We start from the raw sequence: 21,550 nt of genomic DNA, 5'->3' as shown, positions 1-21,550 counted from the left end.
TTAGGTTTATGAATTTTCAAGCACTAAAGCAACCTCGGTACGGCCGGATACATTCGGGTATACTTTGGTTCTTTCCAAAACTATCGATTCAAAATGGCTTGCATAAGAATTGATGATGTTTTCGCAGGTATAAATATTGTTAATTTTATCCTTATTATTCACCAAAAACTTATTATAAACCCCGCTGCTTTTTACGGCGGCTATTAAACTATGGGCCACTTCATCGGCATTGGCAAAATACAATGCGTCATCGCCTAAAATGGCTTTATTAAACTTGTTATTGTGCGAGCAGATCAGGCTGTTTGATGCCATTGCCTCCAGTAACGAAGGGTTGGTACCACCCACTGTATGCCCGTGGAAGTATACGTTAGAATGATAGCGCAGGTTGTTCAGTTTACCCATATCATAAATACCTCCGCAAAAAATAATGTTATGGTGATCTTTAAATTTATCTTTAAGATAAGTGCCGAACGTATTATCAGTACAGCCTACCACCAAAAACTTACGGTTAAGGTTTGATTTGGCTACCCCATCCAGTATGATCTCTACACTGTTTTCGGGTTCCATACGGGCTATCAGCATATCGTAATTATATGGTTCCAGCTCAAAATCGGCTAAAATTGAAGTATTGGGTTGTTCAAACACGATAGCCCCGTACGGTATATAGGTTGACGGTTTGTGGTATTTACCACTCAAATAGCGTTGTATCTCTACCGAATCGGCAATTAAATGATCGCTATACCTTACCGCCAGTTTCTCCGCAAATTGTAGGAACTTTTGTACCGGTTTTGAATACTTCTGACGTTTCCATTCCATGCCATCCATATTGGTGGTGACTACGGCATTGCGCGGCAGTAACCATCCCCAAACCGAACCACTGGTGTAACCCAATTGAAGGATCACATCAAACTTATCTTTACGCACATCTTTTATGCAGTTAAGATCGTAAAGAAACTGGCCTATTGTACCCAGTTTAAATTCCGGATCGTAACAGTGCCGTATCTCCACCCCGTTCCAGTCTTTTTCCTGGTAAGGATGGTTGTGCGAGTTGTAAACTACAACCTCATAGCCCTTTTTTGCTAAGCCTGCCGCTAAATATTCGGCACATTGTTCAAAACCTCCGTAGTGGTTCGGAATTCCCCTGGTTCCAATGATGGCGATACGCATATTCTCAAATGTTTTAGTTCACGGATATAATTAATTACTATTTTTGAGTACCTGATGATGTGTTATCCCCCGGCTTCAAAAGTTTAATAATTATACGGACGAAAGCCCTTAAATGCCGTGTTTCAGGCTGTTATGAACAAACTGAATGAATTTGTTCACAGGCGAATAGAATAGATATTATGCCGAATTGGAGTTGTAAATAAATTGTGGTATAATTAAAGTATAGCTACATTAAACAACTATCAACGTATGAGCAAGGTGCTGAAACTGCTGAAAAGGATCAATCTTAAAACCATTGTTTTCAACCTTAAATACTTCCCTTTTAAAACCGCTGTTAAGCTGCCTGTATTTATATCAAACAATGTATACTTATACAAAACCCAGGGAAAGGTTACGCTGAACGGCCCCATTAAAACGGCCATGGTGCAAATTGGCTACGGCCGCATCGGCATATCTGATTTTAAGCGGTCGCGGGCTATTTGGGAGGTTTACGGCGAAGTGGTATTTAACGGCAGGGCCTTTATTATGCACGGCTGCAAAATCAATGTTGGCCCCGAGGGACAGTTGATCATAGGTGAAGATTTTAACATGAGCACCGAGTGCGCGCTGGTAGCCGCCAAAAAGATAGAGATAGGTAACCAAAGCGGCATCTCATGGGAATCATTAGTAATGGATACCGACTTTCACCATATATTCGATGAGAACGGCGAAGTATTCAATCACCCTAAAGAAGTAATTATTGGCGATAAAGTATGGGTGGGCTGCCGTTGTACTATATTAAAAGGTTCTGTTATTCCTTCGGGAAGTATTGTGGCGGCTAATTCGCTGGTAACTAAAAGACTGGTGGGCGAAAACAATATTTTTGGCGGAAACCCTATGCGGGTGCTCAAGTCAAATATCAGCTGGAAGCTTTAAATCGGATTATTATATAATGGGCAATATGGCATCGCCCAGATCATAAGTAAGATCTTCCATTCGTTTGGCTATCGGTTTGGCCGGTATGCCGCCTACCACGGTATAAGGTTGCACATCTCTGGTAACCACCGCCCCCGCGGCTACAACCGCGCCTTTGCCAATAGTTACTCCCGGCAAAATTACCGAACGCGAGCACAACCAGGCATAATCTTCAATCACTACCGTTTTACCTACCTGCGCGAAATCCGTAGTGTTATAATCATGGTGCAGTGTCCATATCATTACCTCGTTACTGATGTTCACATTACTGCCTATATGCAAACCCATGCGGGCATCAAGCAGGGCATTATGACCGATGATAGAACTATTACCCACGCGCAACTTCCACGGACTGCGTACCTCAAAGCCCCTGTAAATACCCACCCGGTTGCCTATTTTTGCTTTTAACAAACGTAATAGCCCAATACGCAACGTGTGAAACGGCAGCCAACTGATAAAGCCGCAGGCGATAAACAGGCATGATCCTTTAAACTTATTGAAACCGTTGCTCATTATTATACTGTATCTGTAATTAATATTATACCGGGATATCCCTGCTGTTTAGTTCTTTGCGGCTTTTTAATACCCTGCCCGGCACGCCAGCCACTACCGAATTTGCCGCTACCGATTTGGTTACGATACTGCCCGCCGCTATAACGCAACCTTCGCCAATAGTAACCCCGGCTAAAATGGTTACACCGGCCCCAATCCAGCAGTTGTTTTTGATACTAACCCCGCTGCGCGATACGCCCTGGTCTTTAATGTTCACATGCAGATCGGAAAAGTTATGGTTTTCTGAAAATATTTTTACCCCAGGCCCTATGATCACGTTATCCCCTATTTCAATTCCCCCCTGCCCGGCTAAATATGTGCCCGCGTTAATGCCGCTGTTATCGCCAATGGTAATGCCTTTTCCTTTTTGCGATATTACCCCTGTGCAAATAATGGTGCAGTTGCGGGCTATGGATACGTTGTTTTTGATATTGATGCCATCAAACGATAAAGCGTTAACATACACATTATCTTCCAGTATCAGGTTGGTGCCTGCCGAAAACAGGTAGGCGTGTTTGATCACTACGTTTGAACCCATAAACACCAGTCCGTGCGAGCTTTTGAAGAACATTTTGCCCCAAGCCCCACGCAGCAACTGGCTAAAGCGTCCCGACAGGATCACGAATAATTCCTTCAGGCTGTAGCTGTTCTCCCACTTATAATCAGGGTTGCCTTTTAGTTTGCGTATGATCTTTTCAATTAACATACGCGTTATCAATTATGTTGAGAAGATTATTAGCCGAACGTTCCCAGGTAAAGTTTTTAGCGTGGTTGATCCCTTCGGTAACCTTTTGGCGGTAATAATCTACATCGTTTAGCAGGTTATTTATTTTGTGGGCAATATCGAACGTACTATCCGGGTCGATATAAACCGCCGCGTCGCCGCATACCTCGGGCATGGCCGTGCGGTTTGATACTACTACAGGCACGCCGCATTGCATGGCCTCCAAAGGCGGTAAACCAAACCCCTCGGCAAATGAAGGGAAACAGAAGATCGTCGCCCGGGCGTAGATCAGGTACAGGTCTTCCTCGGGTACATGCCCGGTGAACACCACCCTGTCCTTCAAATTACCGGCCTCAATATGATCTTCAATTTGCGAGTTAATGCTGCCCTGTTCACCCACGATCACCAATTTAATAGCAGGGTCGTCTATCAATGCCAGCGCTTTCACCAGGCTGATCAAATTTTTGCGGATGTTCACCCGCCCTACACACAGCAGGTAGCGGCCGGGCAAATTATACTTGCGGGCTACATCGTCCATTTGTTGCAATGGGTAGCTGGATAGTGTTTTGAAATGATCGTTTATACCATGATACACCACAGCTGTTTTGTTCTCGCTGGATACATGGTTTTTTACCAGTCGCTCTTTCTCCGTACCTGATATGGTGATGATCATATCTGCACGGGCGGCGAGGTATTTCATGTTTTTAAAGTAGAGCAGCTCGGCTTTGGTGTAATACTGAGGATGATCGAGAAACAGCACATCATGTATATAGGCAATGGTATACAAACCCAGCGACCATAAACTGCTGAAATTTTGGAACAGCATTACTTCGATATTATGTTTCCAGGCCACGTAAGGGATGATGAGCATGTTGGATAACAGGTTGGGCACGTTTGGCAAAAAAATAAGGTTTATCCCTGCCGGGAAATGTGCAATAGCCTGCGCTTTCGATTTTTGGGTAAGCAGCAGGTAAATATCATAGCGGCCACGGTTGTTGCGTATAATTTCATCTACAAGGTTTTTTACCACCATGTTACCACTCGGCGGCCCCTCGAAGAACCATTTGGCATCGATACCTAATTTTATCTTGCTATTTAAGTCCAACTTCATTTGGTTATGCCATTAATATTTCAGGAACCCGTTTACGCTCGTTATGCAATGAAATTGCCTCGTTGTACATATTCTCTAACCGTACCAATCGTTTATCCCAGCTATGCGAATCGGCGCAAATACCTGTATTTTTGGCCAAAATCTCCAACCGTTGCGGATTGGTCAGCAATCCGTTTAAAGCCACAGCCAAATTGTTCACCATCATATCGCGGTCGTCTATATCTATACGGATGCCGCAGCTATCGCAAATCACATCGCGCATGCCGCAATGGTTAAGCGCCAGCGTGGGTACGTTAAAGCTCATGGCTTCAAATATTACGGTGGTATTATCTTCGGCAATACTGGTGATGATATGTAAATGCGATTGCGCCATTACGTTTATAGCCTCTTCCCGTTTTAGGTGACCATGCCATTTAATACGGTCGGCTATATTCAATTGGCTGGATTTGAGTTTCAGTTTTTCGGTAAGCGGACCGCTGCCTAACACATTGAGTACCCAGTTGGTCGCTTTAACTTTAGCCAAAGCGTCGAGGCACAATTCCAAATTTTTACGTTCGATATGACTACCCGACCATACCAGCTCCACATTTCCATCTGCAATATTTTTAAACTTATTGCGATCAAAAGGCATTTGCTTTAAAATGCCGACCTCGGGTAAGTAATAGCTATCCCTGTCAAACTTTTCTTTTACTATTTCCCTGCCCGATTGCGTTGAGGTGAACAGTACATCAGCCTTTTCAAATGCAGTTCTGATACGGCCCGAATTAAGCTGATAGGTATTAATACTGTTCTTTAACCGGAATTTCAACCGGGTTAAAAGAGCTTTGCCCTGCAAGAGGCGTTCATCTGTGAATATCATCCCGCCTATCGGCCCCCAAACCATTGGTTTGTCCAGTTCCCACAAAAAACCCGGCTCACGAAAGCCAATTGGCCCCAGTTGGTGCACTACATCAATATCAACCCTTTTTAAAATTTCGCGGGCTGTTTTTAAAGCCTCCTTTTGCCATAAATAATAGGCGAAGTAAAAGAACCAGCCCAAGCCAACCTTGTTCAGCAGGTTAATGGTATTGGCCAGCCAACTCCCGCGCACCTCAATAAAATGAACCGATGGCAGCGGATGGTCGATAATATACTGCCGCATGGTTTGCGTATCGCCCATGTGATCGTCAGACATGCCGTAGAGCACCCACAGTTCGTGATGATCGGCCAGTTTGGTAACCGTGTTCCAGGCCACCGCGAACTCCGACCCCTTCACCGGGGATAAAGCATAAGCCGATATCAGTATCTTTTTTTTCACAGGCTGACAGCGTTAGTTTAATTGCGTTCTGAAAGGATCGTTATACACAAAGCGCCAGCGCAAGCGGTTCAGATAATTGAACACGTACGAACTGATATAATTTAAACCGCGTAAATGCCTGCGCATTACGGCCAGTTCTTCACGGTGCATTTTAGCGGTATCGCTGCTTACACCGGCAGTGCGCATGTACACAATCAAACTATCTATATATCTTATTTTGAAGCCTTTACGTTTTATGCGTAAAAACATATCAAAGTCCATGGCTATTTTTAGGCCTATATCATAATTGCCTACCGCCTTGTAAACCTCCCGCCTTACAAAACAGGTGGGGTGCATAATATACATGCCGAAGTTGAGCCAGCCTACCTTGCTCTTTTTCTCCTTCTCAAAACCGTTATTACCTACCAGCATAATATTGCCGCAGCAAACCACATCCTGTGGGGTTACGTTATCCATCATTACTTCTACAGCGTTTGAGGTGTACCAGTCGTCGGCATTGATCATGCCTATCCACTCGCCCGTGGCCATGGCAATTCCTTTGTTAAAGCCATCGCCAATACCCTTATCCGGGCCTGATACGAAACGGCTGATCTTGTTGCGGTATTTCTCTATAATTGCCAGTGTGCCATCGGTAGATCCTCCGTCAACTACAATGTATTCTATATTCGGGTAGGTTTGCCCTATCACGCTCAATATGGTTTCTTCAACAGTTGCTTCGGCATTGTATACGATGGTTATTATCGTAACTTTTACAGGATTGGTGTTTGTCTGTTTCATATATCTAATAGCTAAGAGGCCTGAAACCCGGTTACTTTTATTTCAATTGGTTTTTCCATCTCCTTCAGCTTAAACAGCAGCGAGTGGAAGTTGAGGTAACTATAGCCCAGCGTTATCATGATGATGCTCATCTCCACATTAAAAAACGCGGTAACTATGTAATTGGTAAGCAGCAGACTAAGTATACAGCCTACCGTTAAAGCGGCAAAAAGACGTATTACAGGCTTTCCGCGTGCATCGGCATATTTTTTCCAGTTGATGGCAATGAGGGTGAAGAATACAATAATGTAGGCCATTACACCCGTAATACCCGTTTTCACCAGTATATACAGCCAGCCGTTATGCAGTACGGGGATAAACTGAAAATCAGAATCTTCGCCCAGTCTCACAAAGGTTTTAAGATCGATCAGTTTACCCAGACCGCCGAAGATCCAGTCTTTCACATCGCCTTCGGCATAACCTTTTAACGCCATAAATGATTCGTAACCACGATATTTGGTATTAATATCCTGCTCGGTATTGTATTCGCCGATGCTCATTTCAGAGAAAGAGTGCAGTATTTTATTTACGAAGGGGTTGGATGAATCGCTCTGCAATAAGTTGAACGGCAACACGATGAATATACTCGCGATGATAAAGATGATAGGCAGTATCCACACCTTCTTCATTTTATCGGCCACCAATAAAAACAGGAAGCATAACGTAATGATGAGATATGTACGCGACGCGAACATATAGATACCGAACGCGTTAATAGCCACCAATGCGTTAAACATCATAGGTTTATACAGCCTGATATTGAACTTATAAGTAAGCAGCAAGCACGCGAATGCTATGGGCGGCCCCGGCGTACCTACTATACCGATGGCATAATGCGCCGAATAAGGATCGGTAAGGGCGCCAAAGCCTACGTAGGATACCGATATAGCCGTAACCAAACCCGTTACTACTGTGCCCGCAACAACCAGCGTTTTCAAAAAGCTTTCGATAGTGATACGGCAGGCCAGCACTATGCCCGACGCGATGAACAGCACCGGCATCAGGAAGTAGTAAAAATCTTTTATAATCAGATAGTTATCGTTTTTATACCCGGCAATAAGGCCCAATACCGAAGGCAGCAATAATACAGCGAACAAGCGAGCCATTTTTATGGCGGTAAAGTGCCATTGCATAGGCATGGCAATTATAAACAGCGCTATAGCCAGTACAATGGCCTGCATGTGAAAGTACGATGCCAGTATCAATACCAATAATAAAAGCGGATATACTCTTTGTGCCATTTTATGCTGTTTTAAAAGCCGGTTGATAATAAGGCGATGTATCGCGGATGTAAACCGCCGGGTTGCCCGCCCATATCTGCTCATCGGGGATGCTTTGAAACACCACCGATCCTGCACCAACTATTGAATTTTTACCTATGGTTACCCCTTTTAATATAGTGGTGTGCCCGCCTATAAAAGCGCCCTCTTTTATTACTACCGGTTTGGTTTTTACGCCGTCAAGCCGTTCGGGGATACTGTTGCGCATATCGGCATACAGCGAGTGGAAATCTGTATCGTATATTACGGTGTTGATGCCTATTTTCACGTTATCGCCAATGCTGATGTTGTTGTGGCAAATAATAGCCACCGAGGTTACGCCTACGTTGTTGCCGATGGTAAGTTCGCCGCCGGCAGCTACTACAAAGTAGCACTGCTGCTGCCTGCCCCCCATGGCATGGTATTTACCGCCATTGAACCAGAATTTTTTGCCGATGCTGAACTTCCCCTTCATGTTTATATCCAAAATGGGGATGCCATAGCCTACAAAATCCCGTTGAAAGTCGACCCCGTTCAGGTAAAATTTAAAGCAGGATATAAGCCACGAGTAACCCCGCGACAGTTTATAATATAAAAACCGTAATCCTCTGTAAATCTTCCTGATGAAATAAATCGGGCTCATACGCTAAACATTTATACCTGTTTATTCAAAGCACGCTAAGCATTAAAAATGCCGATAGCGGTACGGTTAATTATTTTATTTGTTTGGATAGAAAAAGTTATGCCCATAATGACAAACAGAATGATGTTTGACAGCGTAACCCCTGCTATACCCAGCAGCGGGCCTAAAAAGATGGATAGCGGAATATTGACTATCGATCCTATTATCCCCAAATACACCTGCAATTTTATTTTACCTATGCCATTTAATAGTTGAACGTGTATAGCCTGCCAAATAATGGTGATTGTATACAGGCACATGGCAATTGACAGTGTTATAGGCATAGTAATGCTTTTACCCAACCATGCCTTATACAACCACGGCGATACAATAAGCAGCAGCACCGAGCAAAAACTCAATACCAGCCACAGCTTGTTGATCTTGTTCACCGCGTTGCGGATCCACTCATAATCGTTTTTGGTATAAGCCTCGGTAAAGGCGCTCCAAAACGGGGTGATCACAATTACGAAGAACATCAGTATTATGGAAAACAGCTTATAGGCTACGTTAAACGTGGTTACTTCTTTAGGGCCAAACAATTGAGTAATCACTATATTATCAGTTTCGTACAATACCAGCGCGTTTATCTGAATAATAAAGAAAGCACTGCCTACAGCCAGTAACTGCCTGGCATATTTAAAGTTTACGTATTTAAACCCAGGCGCAATGTGCTTGTATTCGCCGCGGTAAAACCATATACTGCCCAATATTAAAACCACCAGTGGGATACCTGCTATTACGATCACCAGATCTGTCAGTGTACCTTGTTTTACATTGGTGAGTATTAGGATAGCCGCCAACGAACATATCTGCCCTATCAGGCTTATCAATGCTACCTTTGCGGGTACCTGGTTGGCCGTTAGCACATTGTTGATGAGCTGTACCACAAACTGGAAGCAGAAGCAGCCGAACACGATCAGCACAACACGGCTCAACTCCGCGCCTGAACTGCCTTTGGCATTGAGCACCGTACGCCAGTCGATAAAAGGGTTTACAAAGTAAAACACCAAAAACATCAGCAATGCGATGATAAACAACAGCGCATAAGTAGAACTTATATAACTGCGTGCCCCCGATACATCACCCAGCGTGATCATCGTAGTGAGTTTATTTTTCAGGCCATTACCCAAACCCATATCAAATAGCCCCGCCCAGGTAATAATAGAACTCAGCGTAAGCCAAATACCATATTGGGTTGGGTTAATGTAATGGATAGTAAGCGGTATCAGTGTAAGAGAAACAGCCACACTGCCGCCTTTTAACAGGATGGATTTTACGATGTTCTTTTTTGTTTTTAAAGAACGCTCGTGCCCCCTGTTAAAATAACGGTGGAGATTGGTTTGGATAGTTTGCAGCATAAAGTTTACTTTATCTGGTTACCGGCTTTAATCTTTTTATCAGTGCCGAAAACTTGTTGCTGGTTGGTTCGGGTATCTGGTAGCCGTAATTACCATAACCGTGGCCATAGCCTGTTATGCTATTCTTTTTAATTTCGATATCATTTACTATAAGGTACAGGTGTTTTGCTTTTTTAGTTTTGTGCAGATCGTTCACTATTCCCAGCTGCGATTTTAGCGTGTAGTTTTGCCTTACCACGTAAAAAGTAATATCGGCAAACTCTTCAATAATCAGCGCGTCAGACACCATACCTACCGGCGCGGTATCAATAATCACGTAATCGAAACGGGTTTTCAGGTCATCTATCAATGTTTTCAGCTTGTCGCTCATCAGCAACTCTGCCGGGTTTGGCGGTATTGGGCCCGATGATATGAAAGAGAAATTATCGTTAAAGGTTGATGGCTTGATAAGTTTATCAATGGCATTCTTTTCGCTTGATATTACATAATTGGTGAAGCCGTAATTGTTATCAACCCCAATATTTTCGAGCAGGCGTGGTTTACGTAAGTCGAGCTCTAACAGTACCACCCTTTTGCCCGATAAGGCGATGGAGTTACCCAAATTAAGCGAGATGAATGATTTACCCTCGCCGCTCATGCTTGACGTAAAAAGGATCACATTACACTTTCCTTTTTCGGTAACGTATTTTAAACTGGTACGCAAGGCTCTTATCTCTTCAGATATGATAGACCTGTTATCATTATACACCAACAGCTTTTTACGATTAACATTACGGCTGATCTCGCCCAACAGCGGCACATTGGTGTGTTTCTCAATATCTGATTTGGTATTGATGCGGATGTTAAAGATCTCCTTGGCACTTAAGCCCGCCGCCGGTATAAATACCCCGGCAAACAAAGCGATCATATAGATCAGTGATTTTTTTGGCGCGAATGGCTCATCAATACTTTCTGCCTCGTCAAGCACGCGGCAGCTGGCCAGCGTAGCCGTTTGCGATATGGCTGTCTCTTCACGCTTTTGCAGCAGGAACAGGTAAAGATCCTGCTTCAGGCTTTGTTGACGAGCGTAGTCCAGGTAGATCCTTTCTTTAACAGGGGCGCTTGATATTTTATCTTCAATGGTGGCGTTCTGCCTTTTAAAGGCCGACAACGATACCTGCAAACTCTGCCTGTAATTCTTAAGGCTCGACATCAGCGCCAGCCTGGCCAGCTCAATTTGCTGATCGAGGTTTTTAATGATATTGCTCGATTCGGTTAGCGTTAGTTTCAGTTGCTCCCTGCGCAGCAGCATTTCATTGTAGCCGTTAATAGCCGTACCGAATGCCATATCCTTGGTAATAAGCGAACTTGGTACCACCTGCGGATTATTACCATCGTTAACGTACTTGTACAAATCGTTAGCTATGGCCAATTGCACCTCGTTATCATTCAGTTTGCCCTGGTATTCGTCGGCACCGGTTATCAGCGCCTTCGCCTGGGCGTTAATGTCTGATATTTTGTTTTTTACCTTGTATTGTTCCAGTGTTTTTTCGGCATTGTTAAGTTCGGTACCAACCACCGCCAAACGGGTGTTGATGAACTTCATGGTGCTATCGGCAATGCGGATCTTGTTGGCGCGGTTGTTTCGCAGGTAAACTTCCATTAGTTTTTCAAGTACCTGCTCGCCACGTTTAGGGTTATTGTAGCTTAGTTGCAGGTTAATCACGGTGGCTTGCTTATCATCCAGCCCTACCGCGAAGGCCGAGGAAAGTTCTTTCTCTGTTTGTTTAATGGTTTTTACAACCAGTTTATAATCGCCTTGCGGCTGAAAGTATTTTGTTTTATTGAGGGTAACGGTATAATGATCAAACGATACGGGCTGACCAAAAGTGGCATTTTCCAGATTGTCGCTTTTCAGCTTACCTATTTGGTAGTGGCTTGCATCGGTTACTATTATCTTATAGCCATCCAGCTTTAACGAATCAGATTTGTAATCCATAGTAACGGTGAAAGGCGCTTCGTCAAATAATTCGTGCTGTCTTAAACCATTGTCGTCATACACATGCACGTTAAGCTGCATATCGGCTATAACGGTTTTCAGCAACCCACGCGATTGCAATATCTTCACCTCATTATCGGCACTGTTCTTCATATCGAATATCGAAGCCATGTCGGCATTTAAACCGTTGGTGAGCGATTTAGCCGGTGAGTTATTATCTTCCTCAACAATTACTTTACTCAATATATTCCACTGGTTGGGGGCGTATTGCACATAAAAGAACGCGCCACCAAGGCAAGCAATTAAACTTAGTACAAACAAGTACCAGTAGTTACGGCATATAGCCACCAAATTTCGTACTTCACCCGGGCCTTCCTCCTTTTTGTATGTAAAGTCAAGTTTATCGGCTAAGATGTCTCCGTTGTTCATATCATATAGTGATTAGATGTTTTTCAAAACCAGCCTTATCAATCGCAGCTATCCTTATTAAATTCCCGCTGTTGAAATCATACGCATCGCAGGCATTTTGATGCTCCGTTTAATACGGTCTTATTTATCGGAAAGTTAAGTGAGAATTGCCGTTTCGAGCTCAAAAAGGGCAGAATGAACAAAGTGAACACGTTTATTATAATGAACACAATAAATACTATACTTTATAATATTTAGATATAAATATGTATTAATTATATTCCTGTAACTGACCAGGCTACCTAAAAGATAAGTGATATGGCCGAGAATTTTTACGATAAGACCCAATTTCTGGTAATTGGCTTAACCCTGATAACAGGTGTATCGGGTATTTTAATACTACGCAAACTAAAGATAAATCCGCTCGATTATAAATTGAACGATGAACAGTCGGACAGACTGGTGATGGGCGTTTTCCATTTGCTCATCAGCGTTATATCGATACTATTTATAGTTTAGTTTACTACTGACTCACCCGGTCTACGCTTCGCTGGACCACCCTCTCTGCTTCGCAAAGAGGGTTGGAATGCAATGTAATAAAACCACAAAAATCCCTCTTTACGTTTACGTAGAGAGGGACGACGAGCGAAGCGATGTCAGGGTGAGTCAACTATAAAGCAAAAAAAACGGCCGGTGGTAAACCACGGCCGGGCGATATATAGGATGTGTCTTTGAATATAAAGCAGGTTATCAGTTTGTATTAAACCAGCCTCTTATTGTTAAACACAGTTATTTTCTTCGTGAAAAGTGATCAGCTTCAACATTACATCTATAGCTATCTCGTAATTTTTAACTCCTACTACTTTTTTATATTCGTCTTCTAATTCAAACACCTGTTTCTTTACGTTCTGGTAAAAGCTTTCGCCCTCGTTGGTAAGGTATAACATGGCTACACGCGCGTCATTAGCGCTTTTTTCGCTTTTAACCAGGTGTATATTCTCCAGCTCTTTTATTACTTTACTGGTGGCTTGCTTGGTTACGTTAAGCTTGCCGGCAAGCGCGCTGTTTGAAATACCTGTAGTGCCAATACTCATTAACAAAGGCAGGTGCGAATTATTAAAACCCGGATGCCCCACACTGCACAAACGTTTATCCATCCACTGATCGGTAAAGCGTTTAAGCAAATAAACCAGCTTACATGCAACTCTCTTACTATCCTCGTTCTGTGTATTCATTATCTTTCTCCGCTGAATATTTAAACTAACAGGGTGTTTAAAAAACTATATGATTATAATATGCAATTATTATACCGTTGTGTATTTAATACGTCAACCCGGTTTACTAAACTACAATTAAAAATCAAATTTCACTAAGGTTCTTACGCCCCACTCCGGCGCGCCCGGGTGGTCGAGATAAGTGAACCTCTTAACAAGGTCAACACGTATCAGTTTAAATATATTTCCTATACCCACGCTGCCTTCCATATACGGTGTTGAACCTAACGAATAGGTACCGCCACCCGCGTTAGGGAAGCGCAATAACGAATGATCGTACGCAGGGTTGTTCTCATCCCTTACACCGCCCCAAAGGCTCTTAAAGCTAACAACCTCACGCAGTTTCAGTTTTTTAAGCAATGGTACACGGTTAAAAATGTAACCGTTAAAGTTATGATCGATAAATATGCTGGCGTAGTGGTCGCTCACAAACTCCTGGAAGTTCATCAGGTTATATGATTGTAATTGCAGCGCGTAAGTTTGGTTGGCATGGTGAATATCCAGCAACGGAAAAGGCACTTTGCCAAACAGGTAACCACCCTCGGTAGTAATATCGGTATAACCCAATTGCGACAGGTAGAAACGTTTGCTGATATTACCTACCAGGTTTGAATAGCTATAATCGCCACCGAAGAAACCTTTAATACCCTGTGTATAGTTTAATGTAAAAATCGGGTACTTATCAGGAATTGGTGTACGGTATAATTTACCCTGATAAAACTTCTCATGCGGAGCGTAACGCAGTTGCAATGACAGCTCGGTAGTGTGGATCAAGCCTACATTGTTAAGCTCGCCATTCGGCATCAAGTTTTGGAATAATAACGCGCCGGCAGGGCTTTGGTTCCATTTTTTAAAGCCAACCGCGTACGAAAAGTGATTCAGGTACTCATGCACATAATCAAACCTGAAAATGTCGTTGTATAACCAGATATCATTATCGCCCCTTTTAAACGACAGGAAGAAATTACTCTCCTGAACAAATTGCAGCTCTTGTCCCGGTATTTTTGTATCGTGCTGAAAACTTGCCCTGATGTAGTTTTGAGGGAATGAATAGATCGACTTGTTATTTAACGAATATGTTGAACTTAAAAAGTACTTAAAACGTTGGTCTTTTGCACCATAAGCACCGTAAGTTTCAAAATAGTAGCGTGTGCTTAACGAGGTAGTGGTACGACCGCCTAACCTGCCACGGAAACCTTCTACCGGGTTAAAGCTGTAAAATGTATTGATTGGGCCAACCTCAAACGGACCGAAGTTTTTATAACCCGCCAATACCAAAGTGGCAATATCCATAGTACGCCTGAACGATGGGATAGTTTGCAGGCTATCGATGTTTTTATACACCATTGCCGATGCCGAATCCAGTTTTACAGGGCGGCTTGCTGTCCAGTACAGGTCATCCTTTTTCTCCGCATTTGAAACGAACACCTGTGCAGGGCCATCGTAAGTTTCTTTAGGACGTGGGGTGTTGATCACAAAATCGTTAATGGTAACCAAACGCTCTCCGAAGATACCGCCGCCTTTGTTTTTGTTCAAACCGAAATCGATACGCAGGTTACTTTGGCTAAGGTGGTAACGGCCATCATTGTTTTTCTCAAATGATAGCGAGGCCTCCATTTGGCGCACAAAGTTGAGGTTGATGTTTTTGTTAACGGTTAGGAACGCGCCTTGCACAGCGTAGTTGCCATCCATGGTGATGTATATTTTACCCTCAAACAGCATGTTATTGGTGTTGCGCGGGGTAAAGCTCAACTCAATCAGTTTTGGCGATTGATCTTTAAGCGTATCAGTAATAAAGAACTTGTAAAAATCGGGAGAGTTATTGGCAATAGGGCTCAACAACTGGTTACTCAATAAGGATACGTTATTATCGTAGATGTTGATATCCTGGTACATACGGTTAAAGTATGCGGCCAAACCCTGGTTATCCACAAAGTTTTCGTCGTACTTTACCTGTTTGTTGGCTTCAATTATTTGTTTTTTAACATAAGGCGCTTTGCGGAAGTAGTTGCTCGATAGCTTTTCTTCCATATAAAGAGGCAGCAATGTTTTACCGCCGATAGCTGTTGAATCCTGCTGCTCGCGAAACAGGAACTGGTAGTTTTTAAACACACGGCGCTGCCTGAATTTATCCGACAGGTTACTCAACGAAAAGGCCATCTTTTCGTACTGTTTGTACTCGGCGTAGTTATAATTTTCTACCTGGTTTTGTGCTTTGTGAGCAATAACCTGGCGAATCAGTTCAACAGCGGGATTATTCTTATTGGTATATTTCTTCTTCTTGCCCGATTTGATAAGCACTTCGGCTAAGTTATTACGCTCTTCGGTTAATGCTATATTGATGGTTTGATCTTTACCTACCTCAATATCTCTCAACACGGTGCGGTAACCCACAAAAGATACCTGTATCTGTTTGCGGTCGGTTGCGTTGGTGGTTAAGCTGTAGTGGCCTTGTCCGTCGGTGCTCATACCTTGCGAGGTACCTGCAAAAGCGACAGACACATAAGCCATAGCTTCATGTGTGCGGGCATCGGTAACTACCCCCTTTACCGTTGTTTGGGCAAAGCCTGCTGTAAACGATGCCAGCACGAGGGCTATCACCGTAAGGCTTTTATGTATGGTGGAGGCGAAAAACTGTTTCATTACTAAATTGTGTTGGTGGTTGTTAAAATGCTGGTTGACTAAGTGATGGGTATTTTACAGCCGTGCGTGTTTTGGCCGCGATGGGCTTTATCACTTTTTGCTGTATTGTTTTTATTGATGCCGATGCCATTACGCGAATGGCAAGCGTTAAAAACTCCATATTGATATCAGCTCCCAAAAAATTCTGCTTAAGGCCTTCGCCCAAAGCATCTACTACGTAAGTAGTGGTATTTTTTAGCAAGCTGCTGCCACCGCTTACCGGGGTGCGTATTGTGCTTGTGTTACTGATGTGTACTGGTGTATTCATAACGTTTAAAACGACAGTACAAATGTAAACCAAGTTGACGATATTAGTAAACCAAGTTGACGTATTTAAACCTATTTTACGCCTCCATGACATTGAAAACGGGTTTTGTCATACTTGTGTTATCATCACAAAATTTGTGTCAGGCAAATATCACAAGGTGCATTTTATTTAAAATGTTTTGGGCTGATGATCGTCTACAGGGGAATCAGATGATCTTTAAATGCAATGTTATAGGTAATTGTCTGGAGATAAAATCTGTCAATAATTCAAGAGAAGTAACCGGAAGCGATCAGCTTATATAAGCACTATCAATGTGCCGAATCTTGAAATTTGTCGATTCAGAAAATACCGCATAAAAAATCCAGCACTATCTGCCTTTTGGTTTTTCAAAAGGAATTAACGCTGCATCTTTCTTTACCAATATGCATGCATTGTCTTGATCATTATTAGTGCCGATGACGGGCTTTAAACTGATAATCTTTCTGAGGGTAAATATGTGGTACTGTTCAAAATTCAAAGTACGAGGATATAGGCCATTAAAAAACTGCGGCTTGTCATTTACTGTATATTCATCCCACAAGGCATCAATAATCCACATTTTAGCTACTGCGCCGGTTTGGGTTTGCATCAGGTATACATCATTATCTTTCCAACCGGGAGCAAAATCTTCCGGTTTAGGTTGATCTTTAATGAGCTTTTGTTTGTTAAATTTATACTCGTTGCAAAAAGCTTGATAGATCCCATTTTGGTTAATATCATTTATCAAGAAAATATCTTTGTATAAATATTGATAAGGTTCTGCATGTAATTCATTCAGATATGTATTTAGCGGCCAATGAAAATTGTTAGGTTGGTTTTTATCGTACGGAATCAGCATCCAAAACAAATTATCACCCTGCATATTAGCCTTGACAATTTTATTGCCTTTATCATCAAATTGAGTGGTAGTCGCTTTATCTCCTAATCCGTAATTTCCTACATATTTTAAAGCTATTATAACCTCCCTGCGCACAGGCTTCTTGGTTTTAATTTGCGCCAATGAAGTTTGTACTCCGGTTAAAATCAGCAAAAAAGTAAATACTCTTATTTTCATATCGATATAGCCAAAAAGTTAGGAATAAACAATATATAAATGTATGTACATATTTACAATATATGCTTTATATTTCAACTTTTTCAATCTCGCTTTGTAATCATATCTTGGCTTTACGGAAACAAATTATTTATAAAATTGTCCTGATATTGTAACGCAAAGCAAGCACCCATGATCAACCCCGTAACCTTTACAGTAATTAGCCCCGATGGCAGTGAAAGAAAATTGATTATTGAACCGGTAATTGAAAGAAGCGCCGGCGAACAAGTGCATGCAACAGGCGTTTACAAATTATACAAAAGCGCCTTCGACGATAAAACCATACTCTTTACCGAACCGCTGGAAATAGGCAAGGAAAACAATGACCTGGCCGACGCCTCCAACCCCGACTATTTAGGAAAGATAACCACAGAAAGCAATGCGAAATGGCATTACGAAGGCGATTTGCTAAGCCATGAAGAGCAACAGCAGGTGGTGGATTATATCGCCAATGTTTAATGCCTTTTTAGGCTTATAAAAATCAAACCTGTGGTCGGTGTTATCACCGCACCACCTCTACGTATTAAAAGCAAATATAATGGTGCGGTGATAACACCGACCATAGGCTGAATAGTATGAGCACCAAAGGCAGCAAAATAATCTTGTACATGTTAAAAGTTTATGGTTACTCAAACTTAAGTAATTGCAATCAGCAAACAATATATCAATAACCTATATGATAATTTAAGCTGATATATTTGCGGATGGATTATTTTAAGGAGCAGGCTGATCTGTTGAAGATGGAATGGGATGAGGATCGCAGCCAATATCTGAAACTTACCGAAACATCATCGGCGGCTGATCGTCGCGGAAGCGGCATTACCTGGTACCCTGTTGCTATAAGGGATACCGAACTGGGGCGTGGTGATTATTTGCAGGTAGAGGTTGAACGTACCACCCATCATGATATAGCGCACCAGTTTCGTACAGGGGTGCCTGTGGCCTTATTCTCCAATCACGATGCTAAAAATGACCGTATTGAGGGCACCGTGGTGTACCAAAACAATACCCGGTTAAAATTCACCCTCAATACCGACGAGCTGCCCGACTGGACCCGAAACGGTAAACTGGGCATCGACCTGCTGTTCGACGATAATACTTACCAGGAAATGCAGAAGGCACTTAAACAAGCCGCCACCATTCAAGGTAAACCCGAAGGGCACCTCATCAACGTGTTAACGGGCAATATAGCACCAGCTTTTACTGATGAAAAATTGCCGATAGCGTTTACTAACCTCAATGCATCGCAGCAGGCGGCGGTTGATAAGATCATTTCGGCTAAAGACCTGGCTATAGTGCATGGCCCGCCCGGAACGGGTAAAACCACCACCATTGTACAGGCTATTAAACAACTCTTGCAGCATGGCGAAAAGCAATTACTGGTAGTAGCGCCCAGCAATACCGCCGTTGATCTGTTAAGTGAAAAGCTAAGCGAACAAGGCCTTAATGTGCTGCGCATCGGCAACCCGGCAAGGGTATCTGAGAGGCTGATGAGCCTCACGCTCGATCATCAAACTACCCAGCATAAGGATAGCAAGGAGATAAAAAAGCTGCGCAAACAGGCGGGCGAGTATAAAAACATGGCACATAAATACAAGCGCAGCTTCGGCAAAGCCGAACGCGACCAGCGCAATGCCCTGTTTAATGAAGCCCGCAAACTGGTTAAGGCAGCCGACGATGCCGAACAGTTTATTATTGACGACGTAATAGAAAAAGCGCAGGTAATTACCGCTACGCTGGTGGGCGCCAACCATTACACCATAAGGAACTTAAAATTTAACACCGTTGTAATTGACGAAGCCGGGCAAGCGCTTGAACCTGCCTGCTGGATACCCATTATAAAAGCACAAAAGGTAATTTTAGCGGGCGATCATTGTCAGCTGCAACCTACCATAAAATCAATACAGGCCTCCCGAAACGGATTGGGTACTACCCTGTTCGAGAAATGCGTTAACCTATATCCCGAAGCGGTAATATTGCTGGAAGAGCAATACCGCATGCATAACCAAATTATGGGTTATTCGTCGGGCGTGTTTTACCAGGACAGGCTGATCGCCCATCCATCGGTTGCTGAACATTTGCTGTTTAATGAAGACAGGCCATTGCTGTTTATTGACACCGCGGGTTGCGGCTTTAACGAAAAACAGGAAGGTACCAGCGTAACCAATCCCGAAGAGGCGGTGTTTCTGCTAAAGCATCTCGAATTGATGGCGACGCAATTAGGCGAGCACTACCCGGCGGCGCAATTTCCGTCGATAGCTATCATAGCGCCGTACAAGCAGCAAATTTATACCATTAACGAACTCATCAGCGCATCAACCATACTGCAACCGTATTTAAAAAAGATCTCGATCAGCACGGTTGATAGTTTTCAGGGGCAGGAACGCGATATGGTATACATCAGCATGACGCGGAGCAATACCGATAACGAAATAGGTTTCCTGGCAGATATCCGCCGCATGAACGTAGCCATGACCCGCGCCAAAAAGAAACTGGTGATCATCGGCGACAGCTCTACCCTATCGGTACTGCCGTTTTATGCCAACCTGATTGACTATGCCGAAAAGATGAACGCCTACCAAAGCGCCTGGGAATACGCCGACTAAATCAGTCGGTGATCAGCATATTGCGGAACGCTATCGAGTCGCCGTGAAAAGCGTCGAAATCAACCGTGTGGTTAATACCGTTCACCCTTGCCTTGTCGGAGTGTTGCCAAAACAACCATTGGGTATTCCGGCCTGCTTTTAGCTCGGGTTTGTAGTAATGGGCTATCCACAAACGGTAGCCTTCAAAATAGCTTTGCAGGTAATCCTTATAAAAACTCAAACCCGAATAAATGATAGGTTTGGTGCCGGTTTTGGCTTCCACGCTTTCTAAAAACGCCTTCAACTCTTTACGCATTTGTTCCGGCGATGCGCCTTTCAGGGTTTCTACATCAACTACCATGGGCATGTCCCCTTTTTCTACGTTTACATTCTGCATAAAAAAACGTGCCTGCCATTTGCCGCTTTTTTCGGGCCGAAAGTAGTGATATGCCCCGCAGATGATGCCTGCTTTAGCAGCCTCGCGCCAGTTGCGCTTAAAGTACGGATCGACCAATAAGACCCCTTCGGTAGCTTTTATGAACGCGAAGGTGATGTGCACGCTGTCTTCCTGCATAACCTTTACCTTGTGCCAGTCTATTTTACCCTGCGCGTACGATACATCAATGCCATGCACCGTATATTTTGTGGGGATATTGATATCGAAACTTTTGTAGGTGCGGTAATGCGGATCTTTTCCGAAATCCCTCACCCATTGCCAGGCCGACGAAAAAGTATTGAGCACATAACCGTAATAAAATGGCGACAGTAAAATGAGCGCTATTCCCGTAAGGGCAATAATGAGATTGGTGTTGATCTTGTTGGTCTTCTTCTTTTTCCGGGGCGATGGCTTACGTTTAACGGCAGTTTTTTTGCGTGGAGGAGCGGCAGGTTTTTTCTTTACAGTCACGATGGCAAAAATAGGAAAATGAGGCGATGACGTGTGCAGTATTGCCGAAATTATCTATCCACAATGAAGCAAATACAAACTATGCGCTTAGCGGCAAAAGCGAATCGTATAGCTAACTCACCCGGTCTACGCTTCGCTGGACCACCCTCTCTGCTGCGCAAAGAGGGTTGGATGATCTTGCAAAATAAAGAACTTCGAATCCCTTCTTTCCGCTTGCGGAGAGAAGGGATTTTTGCTTTTTTATTCCCCCCTCTTTACGGCAAAGCCGAAGAGGTACTGTCTTTAAAAGCAAATAATATTTAATAATTTTGATCATTCAATGAGGGCCTCCACTTGGAAGTTCATCACGTGTAGCCCTGGTTTGCCGGGGCTATTATTTTTTCAGATTGATAGGTA

General features: G+C 43.2%; 20 protein-coding genes. 5 read left to right on the top strand and 15 right to left on the bottom strand.

Going from position 1 to position 21,550, the window contains the following annotated elements; genetic code table 11:
* Nucleotides 1-6: 6 nt before the first annotated feature.
* The gene (locus ABD894_RS20390) at nt 7-1,167 is read right to left on the bottom strand and encodes a DUF1972 domain-containing protein (protein ID WP_345212923.1); all 1,161 of its coding nucleotides are present in this window, start codon (nt 1,165-1,167) and stop codon (nt 7-9) included.
* A 249-nt stretch (nt 1,168-1,416) separates the two neighbouring features.
* On the opposite strand from ABD894_RS20390, the gene ABD894_RS20385 reads away from it, so the two are divergent.
* Entirely contained in the window at nt 1,417-2,082 is a 666-nt protein-coding gene (locus ABD894_RS20385; protein ID WP_345212922.1) for an acyltransferase, read from the top strand.
* 9 nt (nt 2,083-2,091) lie between these two features.
* On the opposite strand, the gene ABD894_RS28220 is transcribed toward ABD894_RS20385, so the two are convergent.
* The 9 genes from ABD894_RS28220 to ABD894_RS20340 all read right to left on the bottom strand — a co-directional run bounded on the left by ABD894_RS28220 (nt 2,092) and on the right by ABD894_RS20340 (nt 12,327).
* Complete coding sequence (locus ABD894_RS28220) at nt 2,092-2,364, bottom strand: DapH/DapD/GlmU-related protein (RefSeq protein WP_425562996.1); 273 nt, start codon at nt 2,362-2,364, stop codon at nt 2,092-2,094.
* Nucleotides 2,365-2,659: 295 nt separating this feature from the next.
* A complete protein-coding gene (locus ABD894_RS20375; RefSeq protein WP_345212920.1) occupies nt 2,660-3,379 on the bottom strand; it encodes an acyltransferase in 720 nt (239 codons plus the stop codon).
* Entirely contained in the window at nt 3,369-4,508 is a 1,140-nt protein-coding gene (locus ABD894_RS20370; protein WP_345212919.1) for a glycosyltransferase family 4 protein, read from the bottom strand. The genes ABD894_RS20375 and ABD894_RS20370 overlap by 11 nt, the downstream gene beginning before the upstream one ends.
* A 4-nt stretch (nt 4,509-4,512) precedes the next feature.
* Nucleotides 4,513-5,805 carry a glycosyltransferase family 4 protein gene (locus ABD894_RS20365; protein ID WP_345212918.1) on the bottom strand — a complete coding sequence of 431 codons (1,293 nt, stop codon included), beginning with the start codon at nt 5,803-5,805 and terminating at the stop codon, nt 4,513-4,515.
* Between the two features lie 12 nt (nt 5,806-5,817).
* Nucleotides 5,818-6,582 carry a glycosyltransferase family 2 protein gene (locus ABD894_RS20360; RefSeq protein ID WP_345212917.1) on the bottom strand — a complete coding sequence of 255 codons (765 nt, stop codon included), beginning with the start codon at nt 6,580-6,582 and terminating at the stop codon, nt 5,818-5,820.
* Between the two features lie 11 nt (nt 6,583-6,593).
* Nucleotides 6,594-7,862, bottom strand: a complete 1,269-nt coding sequence (locus tag ABD894_RS20355; protein ID WP_345212916.1) for a hypothetical protein — start codon at nt 7,860-7,862, stop codon at nt 6,594-6,596.
* A gap of 1 nt (nt 7,863) precedes the next feature.
* The gene (locus ABD894_RS20350) at nt 7,864-8,523 is read right to left on the bottom strand and encodes an acyltransferase (RefSeq protein WP_345212915.1); all 660 of its coding nucleotides are present in this window, start codon (nt 8,521-8,523) and stop codon (nt 7,864-7,866) included.
* A gap of 35 nt (nt 8,524-8,558) precedes the next feature.
* On the bottom strand, nt 8,559-9,920 hold the full coding sequence (locus tag ABD894_RS20345; protein WP_345212914.1) for a lipopolysaccharide biosynthesis protein: 1,362 nt from the start codon (nt 9,918-9,920) through the stop codon (nt 8,559-8,561).
* Nucleotides 9,921-9,930: 10 nt separating this feature from the next.
* Nucleotides 9,931-12,327, bottom strand: coding sequence for a GumC family protein (locus ABD894_RS20340; protein WP_345212913.1), 2,397 nt, complete (start codon nt 12,325-12,327; stop codon nt 9,931-9,933).
* 297 nt (nt 12,328-12,624) lie between these two features.
* Here ABD894_RS20340 and ABD894_RS20335 point away from each other — a divergent pair, with 297 nt between their 5' ends.
* Entirely contained in the window at nt 12,625-12,825 is a 201-nt protein-coding gene (locus tag ABD894_RS20335) for a hypothetical protein (protein WP_345212912.1), read from the top strand.
* Nucleotides 12,826-13,085: 260 nt separating this feature from the next.
* Here ABD894_RS20335 and ABD894_RS20330 read toward each other — a convergent pair whose 3' ends face one another.
* The 4 genes from ABD894_RS20330 to ABD894_RS20315 all read right to left on the bottom strand — a co-directional run bounded on the left by ABD894_RS20330 (nt 13,086) and on the right by ABD894_RS20315 (nt 17,623).
* A complete protein-coding gene (locus ABD894_RS20330) occupies nt 13,086-13,541 on the bottom strand; it encodes a MarR family winged helix-turn-helix transcriptional regulator (protein WP_345212911.1) in 456 nt (151 codons plus the stop codon).
* A 117-nt stretch (nt 13,542-13,658) separates the two neighbouring features.
* Nucleotides 13,659-16,223 (bottom strand): DUF5686 and carboxypeptidase-like regulatory domain-containing protein, encoded by a 2,565-nt coding sequence (locus ABD894_RS20325; protein WP_345212910.1) that lies wholly within the window; start codon nt 16,221-16,223, stop codon nt 13,659-13,661.
* A gap of 22 nt (nt 16,224-16,245) precedes the next feature.
* Nucleotides 16,246-16,530, bottom strand: a complete 285-nt coding sequence (locus tag ABD894_RS20320; RefSeq protein WP_345212909.1) for a hypothetical protein — start codon at nt 16,528-16,530, stop codon at nt 16,246-16,248.
* Nucleotides 16,531-16,897: 367 nt separating this feature from the next.
* Nucleotides 16,898-17,623: a hypothetical protein gene (locus ABD894_RS20315; RefSeq protein ID WP_345212908.1), complete on the bottom strand. Its 726-nt coding sequence runs from the start codon at nt 17,621-17,623 to the stop codon at nt 16,898-16,900.
* A gap of 171 nt (nt 17,624-17,794) precedes the next feature.
* Here ABD894_RS20315 and ABD894_RS20310 point away from each other — a divergent pair, with 171 nt between their 5' ends.
* Together ABD894_RS20310 and ABD894_RS20305 are read left to right on the top strand one after the other, a co-directional pair.
* Nucleotides 17,795-18,121, top strand: a complete 327-nt coding sequence (locus ABD894_RS20310) for a hypothetical protein (RefSeq protein WP_345212907.1) — start codon at nt 17,795-17,797, stop codon at nt 18,119-18,121.
* A gap of 245 nt (nt 18,122-18,366) precedes the next feature.
* A complete protein-coding gene (locus ABD894_RS20305; RefSeq protein ID WP_345212906.1) occupies nt 18,367-20,268 on the top strand; it encodes an AAA domain-containing protein in 1,902 nt (633 codons plus the stop codon).
* Nucleotide 20,269: 1 nt separating this feature from the next.
* On the opposite strand, the gene ABD894_RS20300 is transcribed toward ABD894_RS20305, so the two are convergent.
* The gene (locus ABD894_RS20300; protein WP_345212905.1) at nt 20,270-21,154 is read right to left on the bottom strand and encodes a glycoside hydrolase family 25 protein; all 885 of its coding nucleotides are present in this window, start codon (nt 21,152-21,154) and stop codon (nt 20,270-20,272) included.
* Between the two features lie 63 nt (nt 21,155-21,217).
* Between ABD894_RS20300 and ABD894_RS20295 the strand changes: the two genes are divergently transcribed.
* The gene (locus ABD894_RS20295; RefSeq protein ID WP_345212904.1) at nt 21,218-21,457 is read left to right on the top strand and encodes a hypothetical protein; all 240 of its coding nucleotides are present in this window, start codon (nt 21,218-21,220) and stop codon (nt 21,455-21,457) included.
* Nucleotides 21,458-21,550 lie beyond the last annotated feature (93 nt).

The sequence above is a fragment of the Mucilaginibacter gynuensis genome, assembly GCF_039541195.1.
Classification (GTDB): domain Bacteria; phylum Bacteroidota; class Bacteroidia; order Sphingobacteriales; family Sphingobacteriaceae; genus Mucilaginibacter; species Mucilaginibacter gynuensis.
This window is presented reverse-complemented; position numbering and strand designations above follow the sequence as displayed.